General features: G+C 36.1%; 26 protein-coding genes and 3 tRNA genes. 13 read left to right on the top strand and 16 right to left on the bottom strand.

Annotated elements, in window-relative coordinates:
- Nucleotides 1-4: 4 nt before the first annotated feature.
- Nucleotides 5-1,465, bottom strand: coding sequence for an aminoacyl-histidine dipeptidase (locus ACXAGJ_RS19280; RefSeq protein WP_474842097.1), 1,461 nt, complete (start codon nt 1,463-1,465; stop codon nt 5-7).
- A 100-nt stretch (nt 1,466-1,565) separates the two neighbouring features.
- On the opposite strand from ACXAGJ_RS19280, the gene ACXAGJ_RS19275 reads away from it, so the two are divergent.
- Nucleotides 1,566-2,636: a DUF3810 domain-containing protein gene (locus ACXAGJ_RS19275; protein ID WP_474842095.1), complete on the top strand. Its 1,071-nt coding sequence runs from the start codon at nt 1,566-1,568 to the stop codon at nt 2,634-2,636.
- A gap of 26 nt (nt 2,637-2,662) precedes the next feature.
- Here ACXAGJ_RS19275 and ACXAGJ_RS19270 read toward each other — a convergent pair whose 3' ends face one another.
- The 9 genes from ACXAGJ_RS19270 to tgt all read right to left on the bottom strand — a co-directional run bounded on the left by ACXAGJ_RS19270 (nt 2,663) and on the right by tgt (nt 13,195).
- Entirely contained in the window at nt 2,663-3,787 is a 1,125-nt protein-coding gene (locus tag ACXAGJ_RS19270) for a pyridoxal-phosphate-dependent aminotransferase family protein (RefSeq protein WP_474842093.1), read from the bottom strand.
- A 291-nt stretch (nt 3,788-4,078) separates the two neighbouring features.
- Nucleotides 4,079-4,888 carry a DUF6503 family protein gene (locus ACXAGJ_RS19265; RefSeq protein WP_474842092.1) on the bottom strand — a complete coding sequence of 270 codons (810 nt, stop codon included), beginning with the start codon at nt 4,886-4,888 and terminating at the stop codon, nt 4,079-4,081.
- A 74-nt stretch (nt 4,889-4,962) separates the two neighbouring features.
- Nucleotides 4,963-5,949: a DKNYY domain-containing protein gene (locus tag ACXAGJ_RS19260; protein WP_474842090.1), complete on the bottom strand. Its 987-nt coding sequence runs from the start codon at nt 5,947-5,949 to the stop codon at nt 4,963-4,965.
- A 123-nt stretch (nt 5,950-6,072) separates the two neighbouring features.
- Nucleotides 6,073-7,257 carry an asparagine synthetase B gene (locus ACXAGJ_RS19255; RefSeq protein WP_474842088.1) on the bottom strand — a complete coding sequence of 395 codons (1,185 nt, stop codon included), beginning with the start codon at nt 7,255-7,257 and terminating at the stop codon, nt 6,073-6,075.
- A gap of 97 nt (nt 7,258-7,354) precedes the next feature.
- Nucleotides 7,355-8,899: a replicative DNA helicase gene (gene dnaB / locus ACXAGJ_RS19250; RefSeq protein ID WP_473285974.1), complete on the bottom strand. Its 1,545-nt coding sequence runs from the start codon at nt 8,897-8,899 to the stop codon at nt 7,355-7,357.
- Nucleotides 8,900-9,067: 168 nt separating this feature from the next.
- The gene (locus ACXAGJ_RS19245; protein ID WP_473285973.1) at nt 9,068-10,021 is read right to left on the bottom strand and encodes an acetyl-CoA carboxylase carboxyltransferase subunit alpha; all 954 of its coding nucleotides are present in this window, start codon (nt 10,019-10,021) and stop codon (nt 9,068-9,070) included.
- 52 nt (nt 10,022-10,073) lie between these two features.
- Nucleotides 10,074-11,006 carry a DMT family transporter gene (locus tag ACXAGJ_RS19240; RefSeq protein WP_474842085.1) on the bottom strand — a complete coding sequence of 311 codons (933 nt, stop codon included), beginning with the start codon at nt 11,004-11,006 and terminating at the stop codon, nt 10,074-10,076.
- Entirely contained in the window at nt 10,993-12,063 is a 1,071-nt protein-coding gene (locus tag ACXAGJ_RS19235) for an LptF/LptG family permease (protein ID WP_474842083.1), read from the bottom strand. The genes ACXAGJ_RS19240 and ACXAGJ_RS19235 overlap by 14 nt, the downstream gene beginning before the upstream one ends.
- 1 nt (nt 12,064) lies before the next feature.
- Nucleotides 12,065-13,195, bottom strand: coding sequence for a tRNA guanosine(34) transglycosylase Tgt (gene tgt / locus ACXAGJ_RS19230; protein WP_474842081.1), 1,131 nt, complete (start codon nt 13,193-13,195; stop codon nt 12,065-12,067).
- Between the two features lie 176 nt (nt 13,196-13,371).
- Between tgt and ACXAGJ_RS19225 the strand changes: the two genes are divergently transcribed.
- The 3 genes from ACXAGJ_RS19225 (at nt 13,372) to ACXAGJ_RS19215 (ending at nt 16,018) form a co-directional block, all read left to right on the top strand.
- The gene (locus ACXAGJ_RS19225; RefSeq protein ID WP_474842079.1) at nt 13,372-14,217 is read left to right on the top strand and encodes a transketolase; all 846 of its coding nucleotides are present in this window, start codon (nt 13,372-13,374) and stop codon (nt 14,215-14,217) included.
- Nucleotides 14,218-14,239: 22 nt separating this feature from the next.
- Nucleotides 14,240-15,193 carry a transketolase family protein gene (locus ACXAGJ_RS19220; protein ID WP_474842077.1) on the top strand — a complete coding sequence of 318 codons (954 nt, stop codon included), beginning with the start codon at nt 14,240-14,242 and terminating at the stop codon, nt 15,191-15,193.
- Nucleotides 15,194-15,412: 219 nt separating this feature from the next.
- Nucleotides 15,413-16,018, top strand: a complete 606-nt coding sequence (locus ACXAGJ_RS19215) for an outer membrane beta-barrel protein (RefSeq protein WP_473285968.1) — start codon at nt 15,413-15,415, stop codon at nt 16,016-16,018.
- Between the two features lie 54 nt (nt 16,019-16,072).
- Here the strand turns inward: ACXAGJ_RS19215 and ACXAGJ_RS19210 are convergent, their stop codons facing one another.
- On the bottom strand, nt 16,073-17,284 hold the full coding sequence (locus ACXAGJ_RS19210; protein ID WP_474842075.1) for an FKBP-type peptidyl-prolyl cis-trans isomerase: 1,212 nt from the start codon (nt 17,282-17,284) through the stop codon (nt 16,073-16,075).
- An 89-nt stretch (nt 17,285-17,373) separates the two neighbouring features.
- Here ACXAGJ_RS19210 and ACXAGJ_RS19205 point away from each other — a divergent pair, with 89 nt between their 5' ends.
- Entirely contained in the window at nt 17,374-17,775 is a 402-nt protein-coding gene (locus ACXAGJ_RS19205; protein WP_073315141.1) for an RNA-binding S4 domain-containing protein, read from the top strand.
- Between the two features lie 93 nt (nt 17,776-17,868).
- Nucleotides 17,869-18,369 carry a phosphoribosyltransferase family protein gene (locus ACXAGJ_RS19200; RefSeq protein ID WP_474842073.1) on the top strand — a complete coding sequence of 167 codons (501 nt, stop codon included), beginning with the start codon at nt 17,869-17,871 and terminating at the stop codon, nt 18,367-18,369.
- Here ACXAGJ_RS19200 and ACXAGJ_RS19195 read toward each other — a convergent pair.
- Nucleotides 18,361-18,882, bottom strand: coding sequence for a shikimate kinase (locus tag ACXAGJ_RS19195; protein ID WP_474842071.1), 522 nt, complete (start codon nt 18,880-18,882; stop codon nt 18,361-18,363). The genes ACXAGJ_RS19200 and ACXAGJ_RS19195 overlap by 9 nt on opposite strands.
- Nucleotides 18,883-19,008: 126 nt before the next feature.
- Here ACXAGJ_RS19195 and ACXAGJ_RS19190 point away from each other — a divergent pair.
- From ACXAGJ_RS19190 to ACXAGJ_RS19180, 3 genes are all read left to right on the top strand, one after another.
- A tRNA-Lys gene (locus tag ACXAGJ_RS19190) sits at nt 19,009-19,081 on the top strand.
- A gap of 40 nt (nt 19,082-19,121) precedes the next feature.
- Nucleotides 19,122-19,194 (top strand) — tRNA-Lys (locus tag ACXAGJ_RS19185).
- Nucleotides 19,195-19,262: 68 nt separating this feature from the next.
- Nucleotides 19,263-19,346: transfer RNA gene (locus ACXAGJ_RS19180), tRNA-Leu, on the top strand.
- Between the two features lie 56 nt (nt 19,347-19,402).
- Here ACXAGJ_RS19180 and ACXAGJ_RS19175 read toward each other — a convergent pair.
- Nucleotides 19,403-19,825, bottom strand: coding sequence for a lipocalin-like domain-containing protein (locus tag ACXAGJ_RS19175; protein WP_474842069.1), 423 nt, complete (start codon nt 19,823-19,825; stop codon nt 19,403-19,405).
- A gap of 366 nt (nt 19,826-20,191) precedes the next feature.
- Here ACXAGJ_RS19175 and ACXAGJ_RS19170 point away from each other — a divergent pair, with 366 nt between their 5' ends.
- The 4 genes from ACXAGJ_RS19170 to ACXAGJ_RS19155 all read left to right on the top strand — a co-directional run bounded on the left by ACXAGJ_RS19170 (nt 20,192) and on the right by ACXAGJ_RS19155 (nt 23,945).
- Nucleotides 20,192-21,088 carry a MerR family transcriptional regulator gene (locus ACXAGJ_RS19170; protein WP_474842067.1) on the top strand — a complete coding sequence of 299 codons (897 nt, stop codon included), beginning with the start codon at nt 20,192-20,194 and terminating at the stop codon, nt 21,086-21,088.
- A 15-nt stretch (nt 21,089-21,103) separates the two neighbouring features.
- Nucleotides 21,104-22,591 carry a phytoene desaturase family protein gene (locus ACXAGJ_RS19165; RefSeq protein WP_474842066.1) on the top strand — a complete coding sequence of 496 codons (1,488 nt, stop codon included), beginning with the start codon at nt 21,104-21,106 and terminating at the stop codon, nt 22,589-22,591.
- A 37-nt stretch (nt 22,592-22,628) separates the two neighbouring features.
- Nucleotides 22,629-23,468: a phytoene/squalene synthase family protein gene (locus tag ACXAGJ_RS19160; RefSeq protein ID WP_474842064.1), complete on the top strand. Its 840-nt coding sequence runs from the start codon at nt 22,629-22,631 to the stop codon at nt 23,466-23,468.
- A gap of 75 nt (nt 23,469-23,543) precedes the next feature.
- Nucleotides 23,544-23,945 (top strand): sterol desaturase family protein, encoded by a 402-nt coding sequence (locus tag ACXAGJ_RS19155; RefSeq protein WP_139241931.1) that lies wholly within the window; start codon nt 23,544-23,546, stop codon nt 23,943-23,945.
- A gap of 14 nt (nt 23,946-23,959) precedes the next feature.
- Here the strand turns inward: ACXAGJ_RS19155 and ACXAGJ_RS19150 are convergent, their stop codons facing one another.
- The 3 genes from ACXAGJ_RS19150 to ACXAGJ_RS19140 form a co-directional block, all read right to left on the bottom strand.
- The gene (locus ACXAGJ_RS19150; protein ID WP_474842062.1) at nt 23,960-24,442 is read right to left on the bottom strand and encodes a TlpA family protein disulfide reductase; all 483 of its coding nucleotides are present in this window, start codon (nt 24,440-24,442) and stop codon (nt 23,960-23,962) included.
- A gap of 253 nt (nt 24,443-24,695) precedes the next feature.
- On the bottom strand, nt 24,696-26,111 hold the full coding sequence (locus tag ACXAGJ_RS19145) for a hypothetical protein (RefSeq protein ID WP_474842060.1): 1,416 nt from the start codon (nt 26,109-26,111) through the stop codon (nt 24,696-24,698).
- 75 nt (nt 26,112-26,186) lie between these two features.
- Nucleotides 26,187-26,855, bottom strand: a complete 669-nt coding sequence (locus tag ACXAGJ_RS19140) for a Crp/Fnr family transcriptional regulator (RefSeq protein ID WP_474842058.1) — start codon at nt 26,853-26,855, stop codon at nt 26,187-26,189.
- Nucleotides 26,856-26,972: the final 117 nt, after the last annotated feature.

Raw genomic sequence — 26,972 nt, 5'->3', positions numbered from 1 at the left:
TGCTTTAGTTTTTAGGAATATGACTTAGAATCTCCTTTACAAACTTCCAATATTTTTGTACCGAAGATATACTCGCTCTCTCATCCGGAGAATGTGCTCCCAGAATGGTAGGGCCAAAAGAAATCATATCCAAATTAGGATAATTCTGTCCCAATATCCCACATTCTAAACCGGCATGACAAGCGGCAACATGGGCTTTCTCTCCGTTTATATCCTGATACAATTGGTCAAGAACTTTTAAAATTGGTGAATCCATATTTGGTGCCCAACCCGGATAATCTCCACTTGTGGTTACCTCGCACCCTGTTAATTCAAAAGTCGCTCTTAACTTGTTCACCAAATCAATTTTTGAAGACTCAACGCTACTTCTGGTTAAACATTCGATAACCACCTTTCCATTTCCTATAGAAACTTTGGCGATGTTATTTGAAGTCTCTACCAAATCAGTGATCGAAGCACTCATGGTGTACACTCCATTATGCGCCGCATACAATGCTTTCAATATTCCTTCTTGAACTCCCAATTCCATTACACTTTCAGGAAGATCTGTCTTTTTAATTTCGATCTTCAAATTCGGTTCTGTTATGGCCAGTTCCTTTTGAATGGTTTGAACTAATTGTTCGGTTTCAAAAACAAAAGCTTCTTCCTGTATCCCATCGACCACAATCGTAGCAAAACTTTCTCTAGGAATTGCATTTCGTAAGCTCCCTCCTTTTATAGCACTCACTTGCAAACCGAAATTTTCAAAACCTTCAAATAATAGTCTGTTCATAATTTTATTGGCATTACCCAATCCTTTATGAATATCCATCCCAGAATGTCCACCATTAAGTCCTGTAATGGCAATAGTATACCCTATTTTACCTTCAGCAACATCTTCTTCCTGATAGGTTCTTTGGGCAGTAACATCAATTCCTCCTGCACATCCTACTCCTATTTCATCATCTTCTTCGGTATCCAAATTCAACAAAATATCACCTTTCAACCATCCACCTTCTAATCCCATAGCACCAGTCATTCCTGTTTCTTCATCAATGGTGAACAACGCCTCTATAGCTGGGTGTTCAATATCTTTGGACTCAAGAATCGCCATAATCGTAGCTACTCCCAATCCATTGTCTGCACCCAAGGTTGTACCTTTTGCACGCACCCAATCTCCATCTACATACATTTCAATGCCTTGTTGATCAAAATCAAAATCCGTATCCGCATTTTTTTGGTGTACCATATCTAGATGCGACTGCATCACCACAGTTTTTCGATCTTCCAGGCCAGGTGTTGCTGGTTTTTTGATCAGTACATTTCCAACTTTATCGACCTCTGTAACCAAACCAAGAGATTCTCCAAACGCTGTCATAAAGGCAATAACACGTTCTTCTTTTTTTGAGGGCCTGGGAACCGCATTAAGATCTGCAAATTTATCCCAAAGTACTTTAGGTTCTAAGTTTCTTATTTCTGAATTCATGAGTATTTTGTCTTTTCGCAAATGTACTATATTAAGATAATCTTAAACATAATGATATATTAAATGTTGTAGATTTATCGTTCTATTATATATTTATCGAATGCAATCCAAAACCAAACTTTATCTTACTTTATTCTTACCGGTCCAGATACTACTGATTAAAGTAATTTCTTTTTTCCCTGAGCTTATAGAAAGTGTGTACAGTAATGGAGTTTTTGTATATACCTCCAAAGCGTTGAGATATGTTTTTGGTTGGATCCCTTTCTCTTTTGGAGATGTATTATATGCTGTATTGATCGTATTATTAATTCGTTTTTTGATCCGAAAAGTATTCACAAAAAAGATACTTTGGAAAGAAGTGCTCTTAGATATTGGTGCAACTTTGTCGGTAGTATATGCTTGTTTCCACTTATTATGGGGAATGAACTATTACAGGTTACCACTTCATGAAATTATAGACATTGAAGATCAGTACACGGAGCAAGAACTAATTTCGGTGACGGAAAATCTTATAACACATGCAAATCGATTTCATACCAAATTAGAACCCAACGACTCTTTGTCCATTGCAATGCCCTATACGAAGGATGAGATTTTTCAAAAAACGGTGCCGGCGTATCAACAATTGCAAACCTTGTTACCACAGTTGAATGCATATAACCCAAAAAGCATTAAAACTTCTTTGTTGAGCATTCCACTTACCTATATGGGGTTTAGTGGATATCTCAATCCCATTACCAACGAGGCACAGGTTAATGGACTTATTTTAAACTACAAAGCTCCGACTACCAGCTGCCATGAAGAAGCACATCAAATTGGTTTTGCCAAAGAAAACGAAGCTAACTTTCTAGCCGCTTTGACCACAATAAACTATGATGATGATTATTTTAAATACAGTGGAACTACATTTGCACTAAAATTCTGCATCAATGATCTTTATTTACGAAATGAGGAAAAAGCCATTTGCCTCATAGAGGAACTGCGACCAGGAATCAGAAAAAACTATCGAGAGGTTAACGAGTTCTGGGAATCTTATGAAAATCCTTTAGAACCCATTTTTAAAAGCACCTACGATAGTTATCTAAAAGCCAACAATCAACCAGATGGTATAGAAACCTATAGTTATGTAGTGGCTTTATTGGTGAATTACTACAAAAAGCATTCGATATAACCCAATCAGCACTTCTACTATCCGACTTATCCTTTTTTAAACTCTTTCATATCTTCTAACGCACTTACCAACATATTGACATGATTAAGGGTACAACTTTCCCCCATAATTCCTACTCGCCAAATCTTACCTGCAAAAGCACCAAGTCCTCCTCCAACTTCAATATTATACTCATTCAACAATTTTGATCGTATTAACCCCTCGTCATTACCCTCGGGTAAGAAAACAGAGTTCAGGTTTGGTAATCGATACGGTTCTTCTACCAGGTATTTAAATCCAAGTGCTTCTAACTTGCTTTTCAATACCTGATGTACCTCCTGATGTCGTTTCCAACGATTTTCCAATCCTTCTTCCAGAACAATTCTAAGCGATTCTCTAAGCGCATATACCGAAGATACAGGTGCCGTATGGTGATAAGCGCGCTTGGCTCCTCCCCAATAGTTTTTTACCAAACTCAAATCCAAAAACCAACTTTGCACTTTGGTTTTTCTATTTTCTAATGCCTTGACTGCTCTATCCGAAAAACTTACTGGAGATAAACCCGGAGGAGCACTTAGGCATTTTTGTGTACCCGTATAAATCGCATCTACATCCCATTCATCTACTTTAAGCTCTACTCCACAATACGAGGTTACCGCATCTACCATCAACAAACCACCTGCATTATGCACAAGATCACTAATTTCTTTAAGAGGTTGTAATGCTCCCGTAGAAGTTTCGGCATGTACCAAAGCCAACAATTTTGGTTTGGGACATTTTTCCAAAGCCTTCTTTACATCTTCTGGGGTTACCACAGTACCCCATTCTTTTTCTATTTTGTATACATTAGCTCCACAACGTTCTGCTATATCTGCCATTCTACCACCAAAAACTCCATTGATACAAATGATAGCATCATCCCCTGGCTCTAAAAGGTTAACCAGACAAGTTTCCATACCGGCACTACCTGGAGCAGAGACAACAAAAGTGAGATGGTTCTTGGTGATAAAGGTATCTTGTACCATGGTTTTCACCTCATCCATAATCGTTACAAATTGTGGATCCAGATGTCCTATCAAAGGTGTACTCATGGCCTTTAATACTCTAGGGTGTGCATCTGATGGCCCTGGCCCCATTAAAATTCTTGTACTGGTATTTAACTCATTATACATAAAGAAAGCGTTTTTAAGCTACTATATCGTTTTCGTAAATCAAATAAATAAAAAGCATAAAATTAGCTAATTCTTTGCGTTTGCTTTTGAGCACAAAAGAGGACTTTACCTCAAAACCTTTATAAAAATGACAAATACGCAATTCCAACAATAAAAAAGACTTCTTAAATGAAATATTCTCAAAATACAAAGGTTATTTTTATCAAAAAAAGTTTGTGATAGATATGAAAAAAAGAAATGCCTATTGCGATTAGCAATAGACATTTTATCTTTCTCTTCTATTCGTTCTCTCTAGAGAGATTCTTGCTTTTCTTCTTTTGGTTTTTGAAATAGACTAGCTGCGGGCTTATCCTTGCTAGCAGTTGCATTCACAAAGTTTCTTTCGCTTTTTACATCTCCTACTACTCCTTCTTTATAATCTCTCCACTTCAACGTTTTAGGAAGTATTAGACCATTAACATCACTCCAGTCGGCATACTCAATCAGGCTTATTTTTTCGCTGGTTTCTTTGCTAAAGAAAGTAACCGTATATCCTAAAAACTTCATTTGCTTAGAATTGGCATCATAGTACAAGAAATAATTATCCTTTGGAGAATCTCCTACGCCTTCTCCGTAAGAAATTTTATATCCGGGATACGATACTCCGTCTACCTGTAAATCTTCAACTTTTTCATAGAACACTCCTTCGTCACCCAAAACAAAAGGCATTGCATAAAAGTAGAACATCAGGTTATGATAGAATCTTGGATTTCCTTTGAAATATGCTGAATCTTGTTCTAACCAGGCTTCTTTTCCGTCAAAACCTAAGGCGAATTTATTGGATTCGATTCGTGCATGTCGGGATTTAAGGTCAGTAGTATGTTTTTCGTTTCCGCCTTCTTTTTCCATTTCAAATACGAGAGTATTCATAGTATCGAAGGCTTTGATACCACCATGGGCGGCAAAAACAGCGTTAATTTCTTCTGGAAAATTACCCGATCTGTCTGGTGTAACTTCTTCTTTAGGAGTTTCTGATACTACTGTTGTTTGGTCTGATTTAACCTCTTGCTTACAGGAGATCAGCACTAACACTAATAGTAAAAGTGTTGATAGTTTTTTCATGTGTAAGATTGTTCTTTTAGTTTTAAGAGGAAGTAGTCGTAAATAACGATCAACCTTACAAAAGGTACCGGATTTTATCTTTTTCTTGTCTTTTTCCCTCCTTCGTACACATAATTTTTATCGTAAAAAAAGTAATCTCTATCATTATATTTAAAAGTTTCGGGATCTGCTCCTTCAATTATTTTTCCCAGAAAAAAAACATGATTAGCATCCTTAACATAACCGTAAGCTACTTCTTCAAACGATGAGGCATCGGCCTGATTAAAAACTTCTCCTTCAAAATACATTTTATCCCCTACCTTAAGCCATGCTTTTTCTTCAAAAAACACAATCCCTTTTGGGTCTTCAAAAGGAATGCTAATAATTATATCGGTGTCTTCGTATTTTACACTTCCCAAATGAAAAAACACATTTTGGTTGTCTCGTATACAATACGGTGTAAGGGAAACTACTTCTCCATCATTAATGCTATCTACTTTTTGTAAAGGTTCTTGGTACTTGTAATGGTATATGCCATCTTTATCCTTGCAAAACTCTCCGTTTATAATTTCAAATGATCTATGATCGATCTTGGTTAATTTCTTGTTATTTTTGAAGATAACATTTTTATCTCTTGCAAAATCATAGTTTAACTGTTCGTAGGTATCGGGATCTGCATCTTCTAATATTCTGAAACCTTCCTTAGTATCGTCAAGATAGGCATAGGCATCGACCAGCACGTACACATGATTTTTATCCAAAGGCACATAGCCCTCAAGGACTCTAAAAGAAGGCACATCAATACCAAAATCAATAACCCTGGATTTGAAATAAGCATTTTCTTTATCCTTTGCATAATCTATTCCCAACACTTGAAAAGAACTCATATCCACTTCCATTTCAGTTTTACCAAGTTCAAACCAATTTCCCATGGGGCTGTAAACTATCTTCTCCTTGTCTCTGGTATAATAATAGGAATTCGAAACCTCTTTATCTACTAATCCCCCAAAAGGATTAAAGAAACGGTACACCCCATAGACTAATAAAGAAACTAGGATAACGAAAATAATTGCGATTGTCATGAGCACTTTTTTAACCATAAGACATTTCATTTTTAAAATGAACTAGAACAAAGCTATAAAAAAGTATGATAGCAACCTTTCCCTATAAACCGTGAAAATAAATGTGGTATGAATAAAAAACGTTTAGGTCTTTTGCTTTTTCTTTTTTGCCGCGGGAAAAAGAACATTGTTCAGTATCAAGCGATAACCCGGAGAATTGGGATGTAGCTCAAGCTCTGTCTTTGGATCTCCAACCCGGTGTGTATAATCTTCTGGATCATGCCCTCCGTAAAAAGTAAAGAAGCCTTTTCCTTTGATCCCATGAATATATCGGGCTTCTCCATTGGTTTTATTTTCACCTAGAATCAACACATTAGATTTAATTTCATTGGGATTAAAGGCTGTAGTTTGCCCCATAAAACCTTTGACCAAAGCGGTATGATTCTGACATAACATGGTGGGAATAGGGTCCCATTTAGCTGAAAAATCCATCAAAGTAAAATAATCTGTTGTTTTTGAAATACGACGTTTACGAGTCATATCTATCGAAGAGAATTCATATACATTAGGACTACGCTCTAGCGTATAGTTCTTAAAAGCAAATGTCTTGCTATAGTCAATTTTTGATTGATAGCCAGGCTCGCTAGGATCTCCATCAAACATGGGTTCGCAAATATCTACATTTTCTGCAGAAAGCGCAATTTCAAAACTATCGGTAGCACTGCACATCGCAAACATAAAACCGCCACCTACAACATAATCTCTGATTTTGAGAGCAACCGCTAGTTTTTCTTCAGACACTTTATCATAGCCCAGGGACTTCGCCAGTTTTTCTGCTTCAGCCTTTTCTTTTATATACCATGGAAATGCTCTGTAGGTTGCATAAAATTTTCCGTATTGCCCTGTAAAATCTTCATGATGAAGATGTAACCAATCGTATAGAATTAGATTATCCTCAAGTACTTCTCTATCATAAATGGTTTTGTATGGGATTTCAGCAAAGGTAAGCACCATGGTTACTGCATCATCCCAAGGTTGTTTTTCTTTTGGGGTGTATACAGCAATTTTCGGAGCTTTTTCTAAAACAACAGCATCCATATTTTGCGAAGGACTGGCAATCTCGGTTAGAATATCTTCAGTTTCACTGTCACTTAACACTTCATAGGTTACACCCCGAATAGTGCATTCCTTTTTTATGGCTTCGGTATCCGGTAAAAGAAAAGAACCTCCCCGATAATTCAACAACCATTTCACCTTAAGATCTCTACTTAATGTCCAATAAGTAATCCCATAAGCTTTTAAATGATTTTGTTGACCATCTGCATCCATAGGTATTAAAACATAAGATGCATAAGACGGTATTGCACACAGCAAAACTACTATGAGAAGAATACTATTTTTTAACTTTCCAAATACAATTGTTTTTTTAGAACGGTACTTCATCATCATTATCAGAATCATTTATGCTCCCCCCGAAGGCTTCATCAGCACTTGGCAAATGACTAGTGCTAAATGGATCTTCTTCTTTTTCGTCATTCATCTTTGAATGAAATTCAAAAGGAGTGCTAAAATCATCTAAGTTATCAAATTTACCTAAGTGACCAATGAATTTTAACCTAATATTCTCAAGTCCACCATTACGGTGCTTGGCAACGATAAACTCTCCTTGTCCCTGAGTTGGTGATCTTTCTTCGTCATCCCACTCATCAATTTTGTAGTATTCTGGTCGATAAATAAAAGCTACAATATCCGCATCCTGCTCGATCGCTCCCGATTCACGAAGGTCACTAAGTAGAGGTCTTTTACTCCCTCCTCTGGTTTCTACTGCACGAGAAAGCTGGGATAGCGCGATTACTGGAACGTCTAATTCTTTGGCCAAGGCTTTCAGGTTACGAGAAATGGTAGAGATTTCTTGTTCACGGTTACCATTTTTACCAGTTCCCCCTGCTGTCATTAACTGCAAATAATCAATTACGATCATTCGTATTCCATGTTGAGAAGACAAACGACGCGCTTTTGCCCTAAGGTCAAAAATAGATAAGGAAGGGGTGTCATCAATAAATAAAGGAGCTTTTTCTAAGTCCTTTACTTTTACATTCAATTGTTCCCACTCGTGTTTTTCTAATTTTCCTGTACGCAACTTTTCTGAAGACAGTCCTGTTTCCGAAGATATCAATCGAGTAATTAACTGTACCGAGGACATCTCCAGAGAAAAGAATGCTACTGGAATATTTTGTCCTACGGCCATGTTTCTAGCCATCGAAAGTGTAAGTGCCGTTTTCCCCATACCAGGGCGGGCAGCCACAATAATCAAATCACTGGGCTGCCAACCCGAAGTTAGTTTGTCTAGCTTATCAAAACCAGACGGGATTCCACTTAAACCTTCTTTGTTTGATATTTCCTGTATCTTCTTTTTTGCCTGGATCACCAAACTTTGTGCAGTTTCGGTTGATCGCTTTATATTTCCTTGAGTAACCTCATATAATTTGGATTCGGCCATGTCCAAAAGATCAAAAACATCGGTAGTTTCGTCATACGACTCTTCGATAATCTCATTAGATATTTTGATCAGACTACGCTGAATATACTTTTGCAAAATGATCCGAGCATGAAACTCGATATGTGCAGAAGAAGCAACTTTTTGAGTCAATTGTATCAAATAGTAGTCTCCACCTGCTAATTCGAGCCTTCCGTCCTTCTTTAACTGACTCGAAACCGTTAATAAGTCAATAGGTTCCGAATTTTCGAAGAGTTTATAGATAGACTCAAATATGTATTGATGCGCTTCGCGATAAAAGACATCAGGATTTAGTATATCGATTATTTCGTCAACCCCCTTTTTGTCAATCATCATTGCTCCGAGCACAACTTCCTCTAAATCAACGGCTTGAGGCGGGATTTTACCTTTCTCAAGTGCGATTACGTTCCCCTTTCCGTAACCAGCTTGTTGCAACTGCTGTACTTTTTCCATAACCACGAATGTAAAAAAATTGTAAAGAGATATACCCAATTACAAAGATACGAATGTCCACTGTTCTTCAACAAATGAACTGTTAATAAGTAAATTTTATTGTTAATAAGCATAAAAAAATCTGAAGTACAAAACTTCAGATTTAGGTAATAAGTGATTTTTTAGGGTCTAACCTTTAAAGACTCCCATATTTGCATATTTGTCCATACGTTTTTCGACCAAATCTTCTGGTGATAAGTTTTTTAGTTCTTCGTATGATGACAAAATTTTGTCTCTTACTGTTTTGAATATTTTTTCTCGATCACTATGTGCACCTCCCAAAGGTTCCTTCACAATTTCATCGATCAATTTCTGTTTCTTCATGTCGGTAGCAGTAAGCTTTAAGGCTTCTGCAGCTTGCTCCTTAAATTCCCAACTACGCCATAAAATTGAAGAACAAGATTCTGGAGAAATTACCGAATACCAAGTGTTTTCCAACATCAACACCTTATCTCCAACTCCTATACCTAAGGCTCCACCACTAGCTCCTTCTCCAATAATCACAACGATAATGGGTACTTTAAGGCGAGTCATTTCTAAAATATTACGAGCAATGGCTTCTCCTTGTCCTCTTTCTTCTGCTTCCAGTCCTGGATAAGCACCTGGCGTATCTACAAAACACACTACAGGGATATTAAATTTTTCGGCACTCTTCATCAATCGCAGTGCTTTTCGGTAGCCTTCTGGATTCGCCATACCAAAGTTACGATACTGTCTGGTCTTGGTATTATATCCTTTTTGTTGACCAACAAACATAAAACTCTGATCTCCGATTTTTCCTAAACCGCCGATCATCGCTTTATCATCCTTTACTGTTCTATCACCGTGTAGTTCCAAAAAAGACTCTCCACAAATGGCATCTACATAATCTAATGTATATGGCCTAGAAGGGTGTCTTGAAAGTTGCACCCGTTGCCACGGAGTTAAATTTTTGTATATATCTTTTTTTGTCTCTTGTAGTTTCTTTTCTATCTGCTTGCAAGTATCAGTAACATCCACTTCGCTTTCCTCGCCTATGGCGCAAGCTTTTTCAAACTGTTCTTCAAGCTCTTTTATGGGGAGTTCAAATTCTAAATATTCCATAATCAAGAATATAATTTATGTTAACTAGGGTTAGCTGACAAATATAAAAACTTTACTTCGTAATGTTACCTAAAGTTGAAGTACTTTTTCTTTTTTTAGCATTTTTAAGGATTCCGTTGAGGATTACCGTACTCAAAATGATCAATGCACCGTAGTAAAACTGAGGGCTCATTTTTTCGGATTCTCCAAAAATCACCACCGCCAACATGATTCCATACACAGGTTCCAAATTGATGGTAAGCATTACAGTATAAGGACTCAAATATTTCATCACCTGCACAGAACCAATAAAAGCATAGGCAGTACATACAGAAGCAAGAATAAGCATATACGTCCAATCGGATACAGAAAGTTGAAAAAAGGAAATAGTAAATCCTTCAGTTTGGCTCCCAAAAAACGTAAGAAACAGTAAATACAAAGTAATCATCCCAACACCACTTAGTAACTCATAAAACGAAATCATTGAGGGATTATACTGCTGTGCTACTTTTCCATTGATTACTGAAAACACTGAAGATAGAAAAGCCGAACATAAGGCATATAGAATCCCTAAAAAATAATCTCCCTCTACCTGAAATATAATATAGAGCCCTAAAATGACCAGAAGACCAAAAAGGACCTCGTACCAGATCACTTTTCTTTTGTAAAATATAGGCTCTAAAATGGATGTAAAAAAAGCTCCTGTTGATAACATTGCTAATGTTATAGAAACATTAGAAACCTTTATGGCAGCAAAAAAAGTAATCCAATGCAAGGCAATTACAATACCTGCAAAGAACAAGGTGAAAAAAAGTTTTCTTGAAATATGGAGCGCAATTTTCTTGAAACGGATATACAGGTAAATAAATCCTGATGCCAAAAGCATTCTATACCAAACCAAAGGTAAAGCTTCTATAGAAATTAGTTCCCCCAAGATAGCCGTAAAGCCCCAGACAAATACAATAAAATGGAGGTGTAAGTAATTTTGAAGTTTAACGTTTGGCATTATACAGTAGGTAAATTGCTAAAATCCCAAAAGATATATTCGGAAACCAAACCGCAATAACTGGCGGAAAATCTGATTGATTCGCCAATGTACCCAATACCTTATCAAAAAAGATGAATATAAAAGCTAATGAAATTCCAACAGCAAGATTAACCCCCATACCTCCTCGCCTTTTCATAGAGGATACCGCCACCCCTATAATCGTCAGGATAAATGCAGACACGGGAATACTCCATCTTTTGTAAGCTACAACTTTGTATCGGTTGATATCTGACGATCCCCGCTTACTTTCTTTTTCAATAAACTTACTTAACTCGGTGTAGTTTAAAGTTTCTGCCACATAAGTTACCGGAGTAAATTCATCTATATTAAAAGGAAGCACCGTATCCTTCTTGATTGCTTTTTCTAGGATATCTTCGTTTTCCAACACTTTGCGTTTTACAAAATCCCGAAGTTCATAAATGCTGTCCTTGAAAGTAATTTTTTTTGCAGAAATCTTGGTGTCCAATACATTTCCGTTGAAATATTCTAAAGTAAAATTAGTTGCTGATTTATCTAAAGGCTTAAAATTATTGGCATACAAAAAGATACTATCATTAAGTTGTCGGTATACATTCTTGGTCTCCTGAACTTTTCGACCTTTTTTAAGATAGGAATATTTAAACTCATTAAATCCCTGACTGGCTTTAGGCGCCAAAAACAGTCCCATTGCCAGAGCACCCAGGCAGATGATTACTGCACCAATCATATACGGTCTTAAAAATCGCCAAAACGATACTCCCGAACTTAAAAAAGCAATGATTTCAGTCTTGTTAGCCAACTTGGAAGTGAACCAGATAACAGATAAAAAGACAAATAATGGAAATAGTAAATTGGCAAAATACACCATGAAATCAAGATAATACCCAATCACTGCTTCAACAGGAACTTTATGCTCCAGCATATTATCTATTTTTTCTGAAAGATCAACAATGATTCCTATTGGGATAAACAACAAAATCATTGTAAAAAATGTTCCCAAATATCTTTTCAGTATGTACCAGTCTAATATCTTCAATCTATAATCTTTTATCCATTTGTTTTACCATCATATTTTTCCAGGAATAAAAATCTCCCGCTAAGATATGTTTTCTTGCCTCTCTAACCAACCATAAATAAAATCCTAAATTATGTATGGTAGCAATCTGTCTACCTAACATTTCGTTAACCGTAAACAAGTGACGTAAATACGCTTTCGAATATTCTGTATCAACAAATGTTATTCCCATTTCATCAATTGGTGAGAAATCATCTTCCCACTTTTTGTTCTTTATATTTATGGTTCCATGAGCTGTAAACAACATTCCGTTACGCCCATTACGAGTGGGCATCACACAGTCGAACATATCTACTCCCAAGGCTATATTTTCTAAAATATTAATCGGAGTTCCTACTCCCATCAAATATCTGGGCTTATCTTCTGGCAATATATCGGTGACCACCTCGGTCATTGCATACATCTCTTCGGCGGGTTCTCCTACCGACAAACCTCCAATTGCATTTCCTACGGCTCCAGCATTTGCTATATATTCTGCAGACTGTTTTCTCAGATCCTTATAGGTACTTCCCTGTACGATCGGAAAAAAAGCCTGATCATATCCATATTTAACCGGAATTTTTTCTAAATGTTGCATACAGCGATCTAACCATCGATGCGTCATGTGCATACTGCGCTTTGCATACTGGTAATCACAAGGGTATGGCGTACATTCATCAAAAGCCATGATAATATCTGCTCCAATGGTACGTTGGATCTCCATTACATTTTCTGGAGTGAAGACATGATAAGATCCGTCAATATGGGATTTAAACTTTACTCCTTCTTCTTTAATCTTTCGATTAGCGGATAGCGAATACACCTGATACCCCCCACTATCTGTTAAGATATTTCTATCCCAGTTCATAAACTTGTGCAATCCTCCAGCTTTTTCCAAAATAGGAGTTTGTGGACGTAAATACAGGTGATAGGTATTCCCTAATATGATATCTGGATTGATATCATTTTTGAGCTCTCGCTGATGAACTCCTTTTACAGAAGCTACAGTACCGACAGGCATAAAAATTGGAGTTTCTATAACTCCATGATCAGTAGTTATTTTTCCCGCTCTCGCTTTGCTTTGAAGGTCTTTGGATAAAAGGTCAAATTGCATATTTTCATTTTCGTAGAGCGCAAAGATAACTAACTAAAATCATATCCGTAACTCTTGGTTTTCGAAAACTTTTCGTTATTAACATCGAATTCTTAATTAAAAGCTAGGTATACATTTTGTAGCCGTATTCAAAACCTTTATTTTTGGGGCTTTATTATCAAGAAATCAGCATTATAATGCCTAAAACAAAACAACTAGAAGATTTTGCAACACAGGTCCGTAGAGATATTCTACGTCAGGTGCATAAGGTAAATTCAGGTCACCCAGGAGGTTCTTTAGGATGTACCGAATTTTTTGTAGCTCTGTATCAAGAAATCATGGAAAGAAAAGATGATTTTGATATGGACGGAATAGGAGAAGATCTGTTCTTCCTATCTAACGGACACATTTCACCGGTGTACTACAGTGTATTAGCAAGAAGTGGATACTTCCCTGTTGAAGAATTGAACACTTTTAGACTTATCGACAGTAGACTACAAGGTCATCCAACAACACACGAAGGCCTACCTGGTATACGTATCGCCTCGGGATCACTAGGTCAAGGAATGTCTGTTGCCATAGGTGCAGCCGAAGCCAAAAGATTAAACAATGATCAACATTTGGTGTTTAGTTTACACGGAGACGGTGAACTACAAGAAGGCCAAAACTGGGAAGCGATCATGTACGCTTCTGCCAAAAAAGTTGACAACCTTATCGCTACTGTAGACCTTAATGGACAACAAATCGACGGATCTACAGATGATGTATTACCTATGGGAAGTCTAAAAGCTAAGTTCGAAGCATTTGGATGGGATGTTTTGGAAATCAAAGAAGGTAATAATATGACTGCCGTAATTGATGGTCTAAATGAAGCTAAAGAAAGAACAGGTAAAGGAAAACCGGTTTGCGTACTTCTTTACACAGTAATGGGTAATGGTGTTGATTTTATGATGCATACTCATGCTTGGCATGGAAAAGCTCCAAATGATGAACAATTAGAAATCGGATTGGCTCAAAATCCTGAAACTCTAGGCGATTACTAATACATCCAAATTAAATAAACAGATGAAAAAATATATAGATACAGGAAAAAAGGATACACGTTCAGGTTTTGGAGCAGGTTTGGAAGAATTGGGCAAGACCAACGAAAATGTTGTTGCGCTATGTGCTGACTTGATAGGATCTCTTAAAATGGATGCTTTTATAGCTAATAACCCAGAACGTTTTTTTCAAGTTGGAATTGCAGAAGCCAATATGATGGGGATCGCAGCTGGATTAACTGTTGGTGGCAAGATTCCATTTACAGGAACTTTTGCAAATTTTTCTACAGGTAGAGTTTATGACCAAATTCGTCAATCTATTGCCTACAGTGGTAAGAATGTAAAAATATGTGCTTCTCATGCTGGTTTAACACTAGGAGAAGACGGTGCTACACACCAGATTCTTGAAGATATCGGTTTGATGAAAATGTTGCCAGGTATGACGGTAATCAATACTTGTGATTACAACCAAACAAAAGCGGCTACTATAGCTATAGCTGATCATCAAGGACCTGTTTACTTACGTTTTGGAAGACCAAAAGTAGCAAACTTTACCGCAGAAGATCAGAAGTTTGAAATTGGTAAAGCAGTAACCTTGCAAGAAGGTACAGATGTGACCATTGTGGCTACCGGACATTTGGTTTGGGAAGCACTACAAGCAGCAGAAAGCCTGCATGAAGAAGGTATTAGTGCTGAAGTAATTAATATCCATACCATCAAACCTCTTGATGATGAAGCTATATTAAATTCTGTAAAGAAAACAGGATGCATGGTTACCGCAGAAGAGCATAATCACCTTGGTGGATTGGGAGAAAGCGTCGCTAGAGTATTGTCGCAACAACACCCTACACCACAAGAATTTATCGCCACCAATGATACTTTTGGAGAAAGCGGTACTCCTGATCAACTTATGGAAAAATACGGCCTTAACGCCGATGCAATCAGCAAAGCTGTACACAAGGTTATCAAAAGAAAATAATATTTTTATATACCTAAAAACTAACCGCCTTTTGACAATGTTCAAAAGGCGGTTTTCTTATAAAGACATTTCATTTAAAACAGCTTTTGAAAAAACATTCATCAGATTACTGTTTTATGGCAAACTTTTTGATCATAGAATAAACCAATTATTAAAATCGTTTAACCAATACCAGCCAATTCACATCATCATTCAATTATTAATTAAAACTTATTCACAATGAAAAATGCACTTGTTTTTTTAATGTTATTCACTATCTGTACGGTTTCCGCACAACAAAAAGGAATTACTTTTGGTGTAAAAGCTGGACTTAACTACGGAGACAATGGAAAAATTGAGATTTCAGATCTCGCCGATGCTGGTAGCAACGTATTATCAGAAAGAGCGGATGATAGGGTTGGATACCACTTTGGTGTTTTTTTAAGAGGAAATCTAACCGAAAACCTTTATTTGCGACCAGAATTACAATATACGGTAAACAATAGTACCTATGAACTGGATGGAAGAAGCCTGGACTACGACATCAAAAAAATAGATTTACCCATTTTACTTGGAACACGTATCTTAGGTCCAATTCATGTATTTGGAGGACCAGCATTGCAATTTATAGTAGATAACGAACTGGAAGATGTACGACTAGGAGATGTAAAAAATGAATTTACCGTTGGGGTTCAATTTGGAGCTGGCGTTCAATTAGGAAGGCTAAACGCAGATGTACGATATGAAAGAGGATTAAGCCGAAATAGAGCACAATCTATCGACGAAAGCATTCGTGTTGACTCTAGACCTGATCAATTCATATTAGCGCTTTCTCTGGACTTATAAGAGCCTTAAATTATAAAAAAAACTCCGGTATGTTTCATACCGGAGTTTTTTTATTTAGTCATTTTTCGAATCTCTATCATCTGGATCAAGATGGTTTTCGATTCCATCACCATCATCATCATAAAAAGTAATTTCATCCAAACTAATAAATCCATCTCCGTTGGCATCATTTACCGTAATTTCGTCTCTAGTTTGAGTCCCATCACCATCATCGTCGGTATCCAAATAGTTTGCAGCATTATCTCCATCGGTATTATCATCTGCATCCAATACCAATCTGTCATTATCTAAATCTTCCAAATATGAAGGAATCCCATCTCTATCGTGATCAGATTCATTAATAGCATACAATTGTATATTAAAAATTAACGCTTTGTAAGCTCCTATTCCTGTTCCAAGAGGTGGATTCTCAAAGTAAGCTAATCCGGAAGGGATAAACACTGTAAAATTACCGAAATCATCAGTAAAATCTACTGTACCATCTCCATTGACCATACTTCCAGAAGCTCCACTAAAACCTGTAGTAGCTTCTCTAAACCCGTCAATCACTCCAACTAAATCGAACCATACAGGAGTTACTGCATTATCAAAAACTCTTCGGTTAGGATCATTGTTATCCACAGGATCATTTTCATCGATGATACCATCTCCATCAGAATCTACTTTGCCTGGATCAGTACCCGGAGTACCATCATCATCAGCATCACTATCATCTGCAATACCATCATTATCTCGATCTGTTCTTGTTTCTCCATCTAGTTCATCAGCAACATTATCTCCATCAGCATCCACATCTGCCGCATCCGGAATACCATCACCGTCCATATCAAGATTTTCATAAAACTGTTCTCCCCTAAAGGTCACCAATGCCGAATCTGCAAATTGAGGTTGTCTTTCTGTAGGTGCTCCATTTCGTAAATTCAAAATATACAAAGTGTAATCAATATTTTCTTCAGTAACAGGGTCTTCTCTGGTTATTGTTCTTGTTTCCAAAAACTCTGAATCAATAATTGCTTGTTCTCCACTATTGGCACCGGCTATGGTATCTAACTCTACAATTTGGTAATCTGGGTTAAACGGATTATCAATTAATCTAAAGAAATGTGTTTCCAAATACCTTCTTATGATGGGATCTTCATTTGCTTGCTGTTCTGCTCTATCCCGAATAGGAATGGTCTCTAATCCTGGATCATCATCATCATTATTACAAGCGAATAAAGCTACCAAAGCAAAAATGGTAGCAAAAACATATTTGTTAATATTCATCGAATTACTTTTTTGAAGGCGCAAGATACGATTTTCTTGTACTTTTGTTTTACAATTTTTTAATATAAAACGCATTTTAAACACTTTTTATGCGAGTTGATAAATATTTATGGTGTATTCGATACTTCAAAACGAGAAGTATCGCCACAAAAGCCTGTAAAGAAGGAAAGATAAGAGTTAATGGAGATCTTATCAAACCCTCTAGAGAAATCTACCCAATGGATAAAATTTCTGTCAGAAAAAACCAAATAAACTACGAACTCGTTGTTTTAGACACCCCTGATAGCCGTATCGGCGCAAAATTGGTTGATATCTACCGTAAAGACATCACTCCAACCGAAGCGTTGCAAAAATTAGACCTTTTAAAATATTCCAAAGATTATTACCGAAAAAAAGGAACCGGGCGTCCAACCAAAAAAGACCGAAGAGATATCGATGATTGGTTTATTGATACGGATGACCATCAGTCTTCAGATTCAGAAGAAGAATAAGGTAATATCTGTTCTTCATAGACCAAAGACTCCTTTAACATTGGGAGCAATTGTCTATCTTTACCCCATCAATCATATTCAACAAGATTATTTATGAATACTGAAAATAACATCATTCTTACCCACGAGCAAATACAGCATAAAATAAAAAGGATTGCGTATCAGATCTACGAAACAAATGTCAATGAAAAAGAAATTGTTATTGCTGGAATCGCTCAAAACGGATATGTTTTTGCCGAAAGAATTAAAGAGATACTGGAAGATATCTCGGAATTAACCGTTATTCTTTGCAAAGTGACTATGGATAAGAAAAATCCAACAAATACAGTTAACACCTCTCTTTCTACAAAAGAATATCAAGGTAAATCTCTTGTGCTTATTGATGATGTATTGAATTCTGGAACGGCCTTAATGTATGGGGTAAAACACTTTTTGGATGTACCACTTACCCGATTCAAGACAGCTGTGCTAGTAAATCGAAATCATAAAAAATATCCAATAAAAGCTGATTTCAAAGGAATTTCTCTTTCGACTTCTCTACATGAGCATGTAGAAATCATTTTTGGCGAAGAAGACTCTGCTATTTTAAAGTAAAACTGCCTGAATCTCTTTGCTAATTTCTTCTGGATGTTTTTGATCTGTGTTTACCTTATGGGTGGACTGATTATAATAAAAAGATCGTTCAAAAAGATGTTTTCGAATAAAATCTTTTAACGCCTCATGACTTTCTAGATGTGCGATTAGAGGTCTTTTTTCTTTTTCTGCATACAATCTTTGTGTTAGCTCATCTAGAGATGTCTGCAGATACACTGTAGTTGCGTTACTTTTTTGCTGAATGAATTCTAGGTTTCCGGCAAAACAAGGAGTCCCTCCTCCTAAAGCAAGCACAGTATTTTCAAAATTGGCAAGTATCTCTTTGAGATAAATTGTTTCCTTTTTTCTAAAATATATCTCTCCATGGTCCTGAAAAATATCTTTTATTGTTTTTTTTTCTTGTTCTTCGATATACGCATCCAAATCTAAATAATCATACCCTATTTTCTCGGCTAGCGTATTGCCTATCAGGGATTTTCCACTCCCCATGTATCCTATTAAAACTAAAATCATAGCCCTATTAATTGGTGAAAAAAAAAATCATTTTAAACAAAAAGCAAATTTATATTAATTTCTTCTTGAAAAATAAATTAATGATAGTATATTTGCACCCGCATTCAGGAAATAGTCTAATGCTATGACTTGGTAGCTCAGTTGGTAGAGCATCTCCCTTTTAAGGAGAGGGTCCTGGGTTCGAGCCCCAGCCAAGTCACAAAGAATAGTTCTGTAAAATACTAGAAAAAACAACAAATGACCAGGTAGCTCAGTTGGTAGAGCATCTCCCTTTTAAGGAGAGGGTCCTGGGTTCGAGCCCCAGCCTGGTCACTAAAAAGTATCGTATATAGTACGATACTTTTTTAGTTTTATAGTATATTGTTCTGCTAAAAATTACTGCCCAGATGCTGGAATTGGTAGACAGGCATGGTTGAGGGCCATGTGTCCATTAGGGCGTGCGGGTTCGACTCCCGCTCTGGGCACTTAACTACCAAAGTTGAAATCTTAAAAAACGAATCGAAAACGTAACGGATTTCTATTAATTATTGCAGTTCTTGATTTCTTCGTAAAAAACATGATATTCTGCTGTAGGAATAACATCTCCTTTTTTACTTAATTTGATCGACTGATTTTCCTTAAAATTCCGTAAAGACAACATATTTATCGAATATCCTTTGTAGACAATTTCAAAATGACTTTGATCCTTTAATCGTAATTCGTCTACAGAGAATTCAAAACGACCTTCGGCATCAGTATAGGCACTCATACAATCATCATCATCCAGATAAAGCTTTACAGCAGCATATTCCACGCTTTTTCTTTTATCATCTACCACTTTACCTTTAAACACCTTTAATTCTTGTCCTGAAGCATTAGAATCTACATCGCTATTAGAATTTTCCTTTGATTTACAGGAAGCTAAAAAAACTAAGCTCGCACAAAACACAACTATTTTTCTCATATACATTAATTTATTTTGCAAATGGTTATAGTTTTTAAGAGTCTTAAAACTCAGTTAATATTTATTGTTACTGTTAAATATACAAAATTATGTAGTGAGTTACACTATGCTTCAATTTTCTAGAAAAAACGTAAAAAAAGCACCTTTTCACTGATAAAAATCAAAAAATAAAAAGTTTTATTAAAAAAACATCAAACCTCCAGTTATGGTTTTTCTTGTTTTGATTTGTTAAAATAACACAAAAGTTGTTCTCCAGAAATCGTAGAATATTCTGGTATTTTAACAAAAATATCTACATTTTTAACAAATAATGAAAAAGAATATGAAATCTTTTAAGTAAGTTTGTTTAACTATTTTTTAGAAAAGGTGAACAATATTAAACAAACATTCAGTATCAAGGATCTTGAAAACCTTTGTGGGGTAAAGGCTCACACGATACGTATTTGGGAAAAAAGATACAATTTACTCTCTCCCGATCGTACTGAGACTAACATAAGAACCTACAATTTAAAGAGCTTACAGAAACTACTTAATGTAACTTATCTAGTAAATAGTGGCTACAAAATCTCCCGTATATCCAAATTGAATGAACAGGAAATTAATGAATATGTAAGGAGTATAGTCTCTGATAACAGCACAAAAAATCAAGCTATCAATTCGTTCAAGATCGCCATGCTCAATTTTGATCTTGAACTATTTCTAGGCACATATGAGCAATTGGAAAGCCGACGAAATTTCAGACAAATATTTACTGATGTATTTATTCCTTTGCTAAAAGAGATTGGTCTGCTTTGGCAAACGGACACTATCAGTCCGGCTCATGAGCATTTTGTAACTAATCTAATTAAACAAAAGCTCTTACTGAATATTGAAAAGCTTCAATATTCTAAACCGACAAAAAAGGAGAAAGCCTTTATTCTGTTTTTACCGGAAAATGAAATACATGAATTAGGCTTATTATATATTAATTACGAAATCCTGCTACATGGTTACAAAGCCATCTATCTAGGTCCAAGTATTCCTCTAGATAGCCTTCCAAATATGCTTACATTTCATGAGAACACTGTATTTGTATCCTATTTCACTATCAAACCCGAAAAGGATCAAATATCAAAATATGTTCAAAGTTTTAATGAAATGATTTGCAAGGAAAGGGAAAGCGAGTTTTGGATGTTAGGTAAGCAAATTATGCACATTTCTAAGAGCAGTGCTCCTAATCATCGCTATTTTGACTCCATTAGCGCTTTATTAACCGAACTTTAATATCACTACTATTACATGTCTAAAAAAGTCGTAATTATTGGCTCAGGGTTTTCTTCCCTATCCGCATCATGCTACCTTGCACAAATGGGATATGATGTAGCTATTTATGAAAAAAATGCTACAGTTGGAGGTAGAGCCAGACAATTAAAAAAAGAGGGATTTACTTTTGATATAGGGCCTTCCTGGTATTGGATGCCTGATGTATTCGAAAGTTTCTTCAACGACTTTGGGCGCCAAGTATCTGAGTATTATACTTTAGAAAAACTAAATCCTGCTTACAAAGTTTTTTTTGAAAATCATGAAAGCATAATCATAGAAGATACATTGGAAAAGATCTATGCTGCTTTTGAAAATGAGGAAAAAGGAAGTTCGGTCAAGCTGAAAAAGTTTATAGATACCGCCAGAAGAAATTATGATATCGCCATCAAAAATCTGGTATATCGCCCAGGTGTATCCCCTTTAGAATTAGTAACCAAGGAGACTATTCTAAGAGTAAGTCAATTTTTTAGCACAATTTCCAAAGAAGTAAAGAAAGAATTTACTAATAAAAAATTAATACAAATCCTTGAATTTCCTGTTCTCTTCTTAGGAGCTAAGCCAAGCGATACTCCAGCTTTTTACAGTTTTATGAACTATGCAGATTTTGGACTAGGCACTTGGCACCCCAAAGGAGGAATGTATCAGGTTATCTTGGGAATGAAACGATTAGCCGAGTCTCTTGGAGTAGATTTTTATACAGATGCCGAAGTTGAAAAAATCACTGTTGAAGGAAGCAAAACTAAGGGAATCGTAGTAAATTCAGAATTGATAACCGCTGATATTGTATTATGTGGTGCCGACTATCATCATGGAGAATCTTTGTTAGATCCTGAATACAGACAATATTCAGAAAAATATTGGGACAAAAAGACTTTTGCTCCTTCTTCTCTACTCTTTTACGTAGGGTTCAACAAAAAACTTAACAATATTCATCATCATAATCTATTTTTTGATACTGATTTCAATGCGCACGCCAAAGATATTTATGATGACCCTAAGTGGCCTGAAGAACCTCTTTTTTATGCCAATTTTACCTCTGTTACGGATCCTGGTACTGCCCCAGAAGGAAAAGAAAATGGTTTTTTCTTAATTCCCTTAGCGCCGGGAATAGAAGACACAGAGGAGCTTAGAGCGGAGTATTTTGAAAAAATTATGACTCGTTTTGAGGCACTTACCAATCAAAATGTTAAAAATAGTATTATCTTTAAAGAAAGCTTTTGTGTAAAAGATTTCATTAAAGAGTATAATTCTTACAAAGGAAATGCATACGGAATGGCCAATACGTTGCTACAAACAGCATTCTTAAGGCCCAAGTTAAAAAGTAAGAAAGTTGACAACCTATTTTTTACCGGGCAGCTTACCGTGCCTGGACCTGGAGTACCGCCATCATTGATTTCAGGAAAATTGGTAGCTGGATTGATTCAAAAGCAATACAAGCAGACAAAAGAACTACAACCAACATAACAATACGTAAACTTAGAACCTTCTTAAACTCATTCTTATGAAAGCTATTTTTGATAATGTATCTTATGATTGCAGTAAAATCGTAACCAATTCTTATAGTACTTCATTCTCTTTAGCATCCAAAATGTTATCTGAATCCATACGACAAGATATTTACAATATCTATGGCTTTGTGAGATTTGCTGATGAAATTGTGGATACTTTTCATGAATATGACAAAGAGGTTCTTTTTAATGACTTTGAGAAAGAGATGTATAAGGCTATTGAAAACAAAATAAGCCTGAATCCCATTTTGAACGCTTTTCAAAAAACAGTGCATCAATATAACATACAACCAGAGCTTTATGAAGCATTTATGAAAAGTATGCGATTAGATCTTCATAAAACAGATTATCTCACCGATGCAGAATATAAAGAATACATCTATGGTTCTGCAGATGTGGTTGGTCTTATGTGCCTAAAAGTATTTGTAAATGGTGATGAAAAGAAATACAATGATCTTAAAGATAGTGCTATGCACCTGGGTTCTGCTTTTCAAAAAGTAAATTTCTTACGAGACCTTAAAGCTGATTTTGAAGAGCTAAACAGAACGTACTTCCCGAATACAGATTTAAGACAATTGGATGAAGCTTCAAAATTGAAAATCATTCAAGAAATTGAAGAAGACTTTGAAAAAGGATTAAAAGGCATTTTAAAGCTTCCTGTTGAAGCAAAATTTGGCGTCTATACTGCTTTTATTTATTACAGAAAATTATTGAATAAACTTAAGAAAACTCCGTCGTTAGAAATTAAAAACACCCGTATACGAGTACCCAACTATCAAAAACTTGGTTTGTTGGCCAAATCGTATTTTGATTACCGATTAAATTTAATTTAAACGTATTTTTGTAAAAACATTCGAACTGTGAAATTATTTATTCAAATACTGGTTTTTTTTGGTACATTTTCGATCATGGAGTTTATGGCTTGGTTCACGCATAAATATGTAATGCATGGTTTTTTATGGGTTTTGCATAAAGATCATCATCATAAAGATCATGACAGCTGGTGGGAGCGAAATGATCTTTTCTTTGTTTTTTATGCTGTAGTAAGCATGTCTAACATTTTGTTTCACGATTCAGAAACATATTGGCTAGGTATTCCTATTGGCTTAGGAATTTTGGCTTATGGTATTGCCTATTTTGTAGTGCATGACATTTTTATCCATCAACGTTTCAAGATGTTCAGAAATGCAAATCATTGGTATGCTAAAGGCGTAAGGCGAGCTCATAAAATTCATCACAAAAATCGATTCAAGGAAGAAGGAGAATGTTTTGGGATGTTAGTCGTTCCTTTTAAATACTTTAAAAAATAAGCAACTACGATAGATTATCGCTCAGCCAATAACTTATCGATTGTTTCTCTCACTTTATCACTGTTCCAATTAGCAGCATTGCTTTTATCGATAACAATATTACCTTTTTTATCTATAAGATAGGTTTGTGGTATTGGATTATTTACTAATGGTTTTGGACGTGATGAAAGAGATCTGTATATCGGGAAATAGTACTTTTTATTTTTCATAAATTTATTTAGTTCAGGATCATCATCTGTGGTAACAAATAAGAAAACCACCTCATCCTTATAATCATTGTACAATTTCTGCAAAGAAGGCATCTCTGCAATACAAGGAGGACACCAAGTAGCCCAAAAGTTGATCAACACAACTTTTCCTTCTGCAGTATCAAAGTTTATAGACTCTGTATTGACTCCGTGCAATTTCCAGTTAAATGAAGCCACCTCTGCACGTTCTTCGACCTGTACGATACCAGGACTGAAAGAAAAAATTCTGGTTAAAAATATCTGCATCATCCCTCGAGTATTTGGGATAAAAAACAGAATCAAAAAAATAGCAAAAACTAAATTCGAAACATTTTTTTTATTCAATTTTCCTTTCATATCCATTTTATATAAAACCTCTTTAGATCAACCTATTTTAATCAATAAAGCGCAATCTTAGATTGCGCTTTAAAACTAACAAAAAAACAACGAACTATCTTGGCAAAAATTCTAAAATAGAATTTGAAATCTCTAAGGAGTTCGAAAGTATTATCTTTATGTGTGTTTATTCTCTATTTACTGTAATCGAATTGGACAGGTCGAAACATCCCTCAAGTTCGTTTGCATTCATTCCCATTTCAAGTCCTTTCAGCCCTGCTTCGTAACGTATGTACCAAATCAAACAAACTCCAACACCAGCTTCATCAAAGTCTACCCCTTCTACTTGTGCTAATGTTTCCGGTAAACCAAGAATCATACCTTGATCGTCTGTGATGATCCATGAACTATTTGTTCCCGAAGCTCCGGTAGCATCTAGCATGATACCTGATACCATATCAGGAGTTCCGTCTACAGTAAATGTAAAAGGCCCACCAGAAAGCGTTCCTGCTTCGGTCATTCCGCATTCACGAACTACCTCTATAGAATTTGACAAATCAAAATCACCTTGTAGATCTCCTGCATTCATACCCATTGCCAATCCCTGTAAACCGTCTTCATATCTCAAATACCAGATCAAACAAGTACCAGGTCCAGCATCATCAAAATTAACATTTTCTACATCTGCCAAGGTTGGTGGTAACCCGAGGATATTCAACGCGTCATCAGTAATCACCCATGTGCTATTGGTACCAAAGGCATTGGTATCATCTAATTCTATACCAGATACCATATCCGGAGTCCCATCTACGGTTGTGGTAAAAGGTCCACCGGTAATTTTCCCAGCGTTTACCACTTGATTTCTTACTACTGTGATCGCATTAGACAAATCGAATTCGCCTGTTACATCATTAGCATTCATTCCCATTTCTAAACCAGTAACCATACCATTGTATCGAGCATACCAGATTAAACATGTACCTGCCCCAGCATCATCAAAATTCACACCTTCTACTGCTGCTAACGTTTCCGGCAATCCAAGAATCATCCCTTGATCATCTGTAACAATCCAAGTACTGTTCTCACCAAAGGCGTTGGTATCATCCAAAGTAATTCCAGTTACCATATCAGGTTCCCCGTCCACATCAAACTCAAATGGTCCACCAGCGATACTACCTGCATTTGCAACCTGGTTACGCAATACTGTTATAGAATTCGATAAATCAAATTCACCTTCAACATCATTAGCATTCATCCCCATTTCTAAACCAGTAACCATACCATTATATCTAGCATACCAGATCAAACAGGTACCTGCACCAGCATCATCAAAATTCACACCTTCTACAGCCTCGATTGTAGGAGGTAATCCCAGAATCATCCCTGCGTCGTCGGTAACAATCCAAGTACTATTTTCTCCTATTGCATTCGTGGCGTTTAAGGTAATCCCGGTCACCATATCCGCTTCACCATCTACATCAAACTCAAAAGGTCCCCCAGAAATCTCTCCGGCGTTTACCACCGGAACATTATCATCGTCGTCGTCACAAGAGGCAGCAATAAGCCCGATTGCCAAAACCCCTAACATTAATTTTTTGAACATTGCTTTTGTTTTTTTATGATTATTAGACCATAAAATTATTGACAATGAACATCTTAAAATGTTAGGTGGCTAACATTACGCCACACTTTTCAATCGAATTTCCTTACGACTGAAATCGATGATATTTAATTCTTTCAACTCATTAAGAATGATATTAAGAGTAGGTCTTGAAGTCCCTATTAGATTAGCGATATCTTTCTGTGTATAAGGATGTTCGATCACCATATCACCGGTATCCGGGCAACAATGGCCATAATCTTCTTTGAGTTCGTTTAAAAATTCTAATAATCTGGTTTTGGTATCCTTAAAAAGAAGCAGTTGGAGTCTTCTTTCCAGTTTCCGAAAACGCAATCCGATAAATTTGTAAATACGAAGACTGAAAGACTGATTTTCTCTCATTAATCCATGCATTGTTTCTACTCCGATAGGGCAAATTGAAGTGGTATTATCAACAGATTGGGCAAATTCAGTTCTTTTGTTTACGCCAAGAATTGCTTTTTCGCCAAAAATTTCTCCTCGTGTTAGAATAGCTTTAACTACTTCATTTCCATCTTCGCCATAATATCCAATTTTCACCTTTCCTTTCTCAATGAGGTAAATTTTGTTGGCAGAGTCTTGCTCAAAATAGATATAATCGTTCTTTCGATACGCATCGAAGTCGTGGTCTTTTTTATAATTTTTGAATTTATGAGGGCATAACACTTTGAATAGATTGGCATCCTCAAAAAACCATATGGCACCCATGATGATTGTGTTTAAGAAGTTACTTCTGTAGTAGTGTCGTAACACAAACGATATCCTTACATTTTTTTATAAAAAAACTCTCAAGAAATAAATTCTTGAGAGTTTATAAAAAAGAGT

The sequence above is a fragment of the Aquimarina sp. AWH4_224 genome (assembly GCF_056160245.1).
This window is presented reverse-complemented; position numbering and strand designations above follow the sequence as displayed.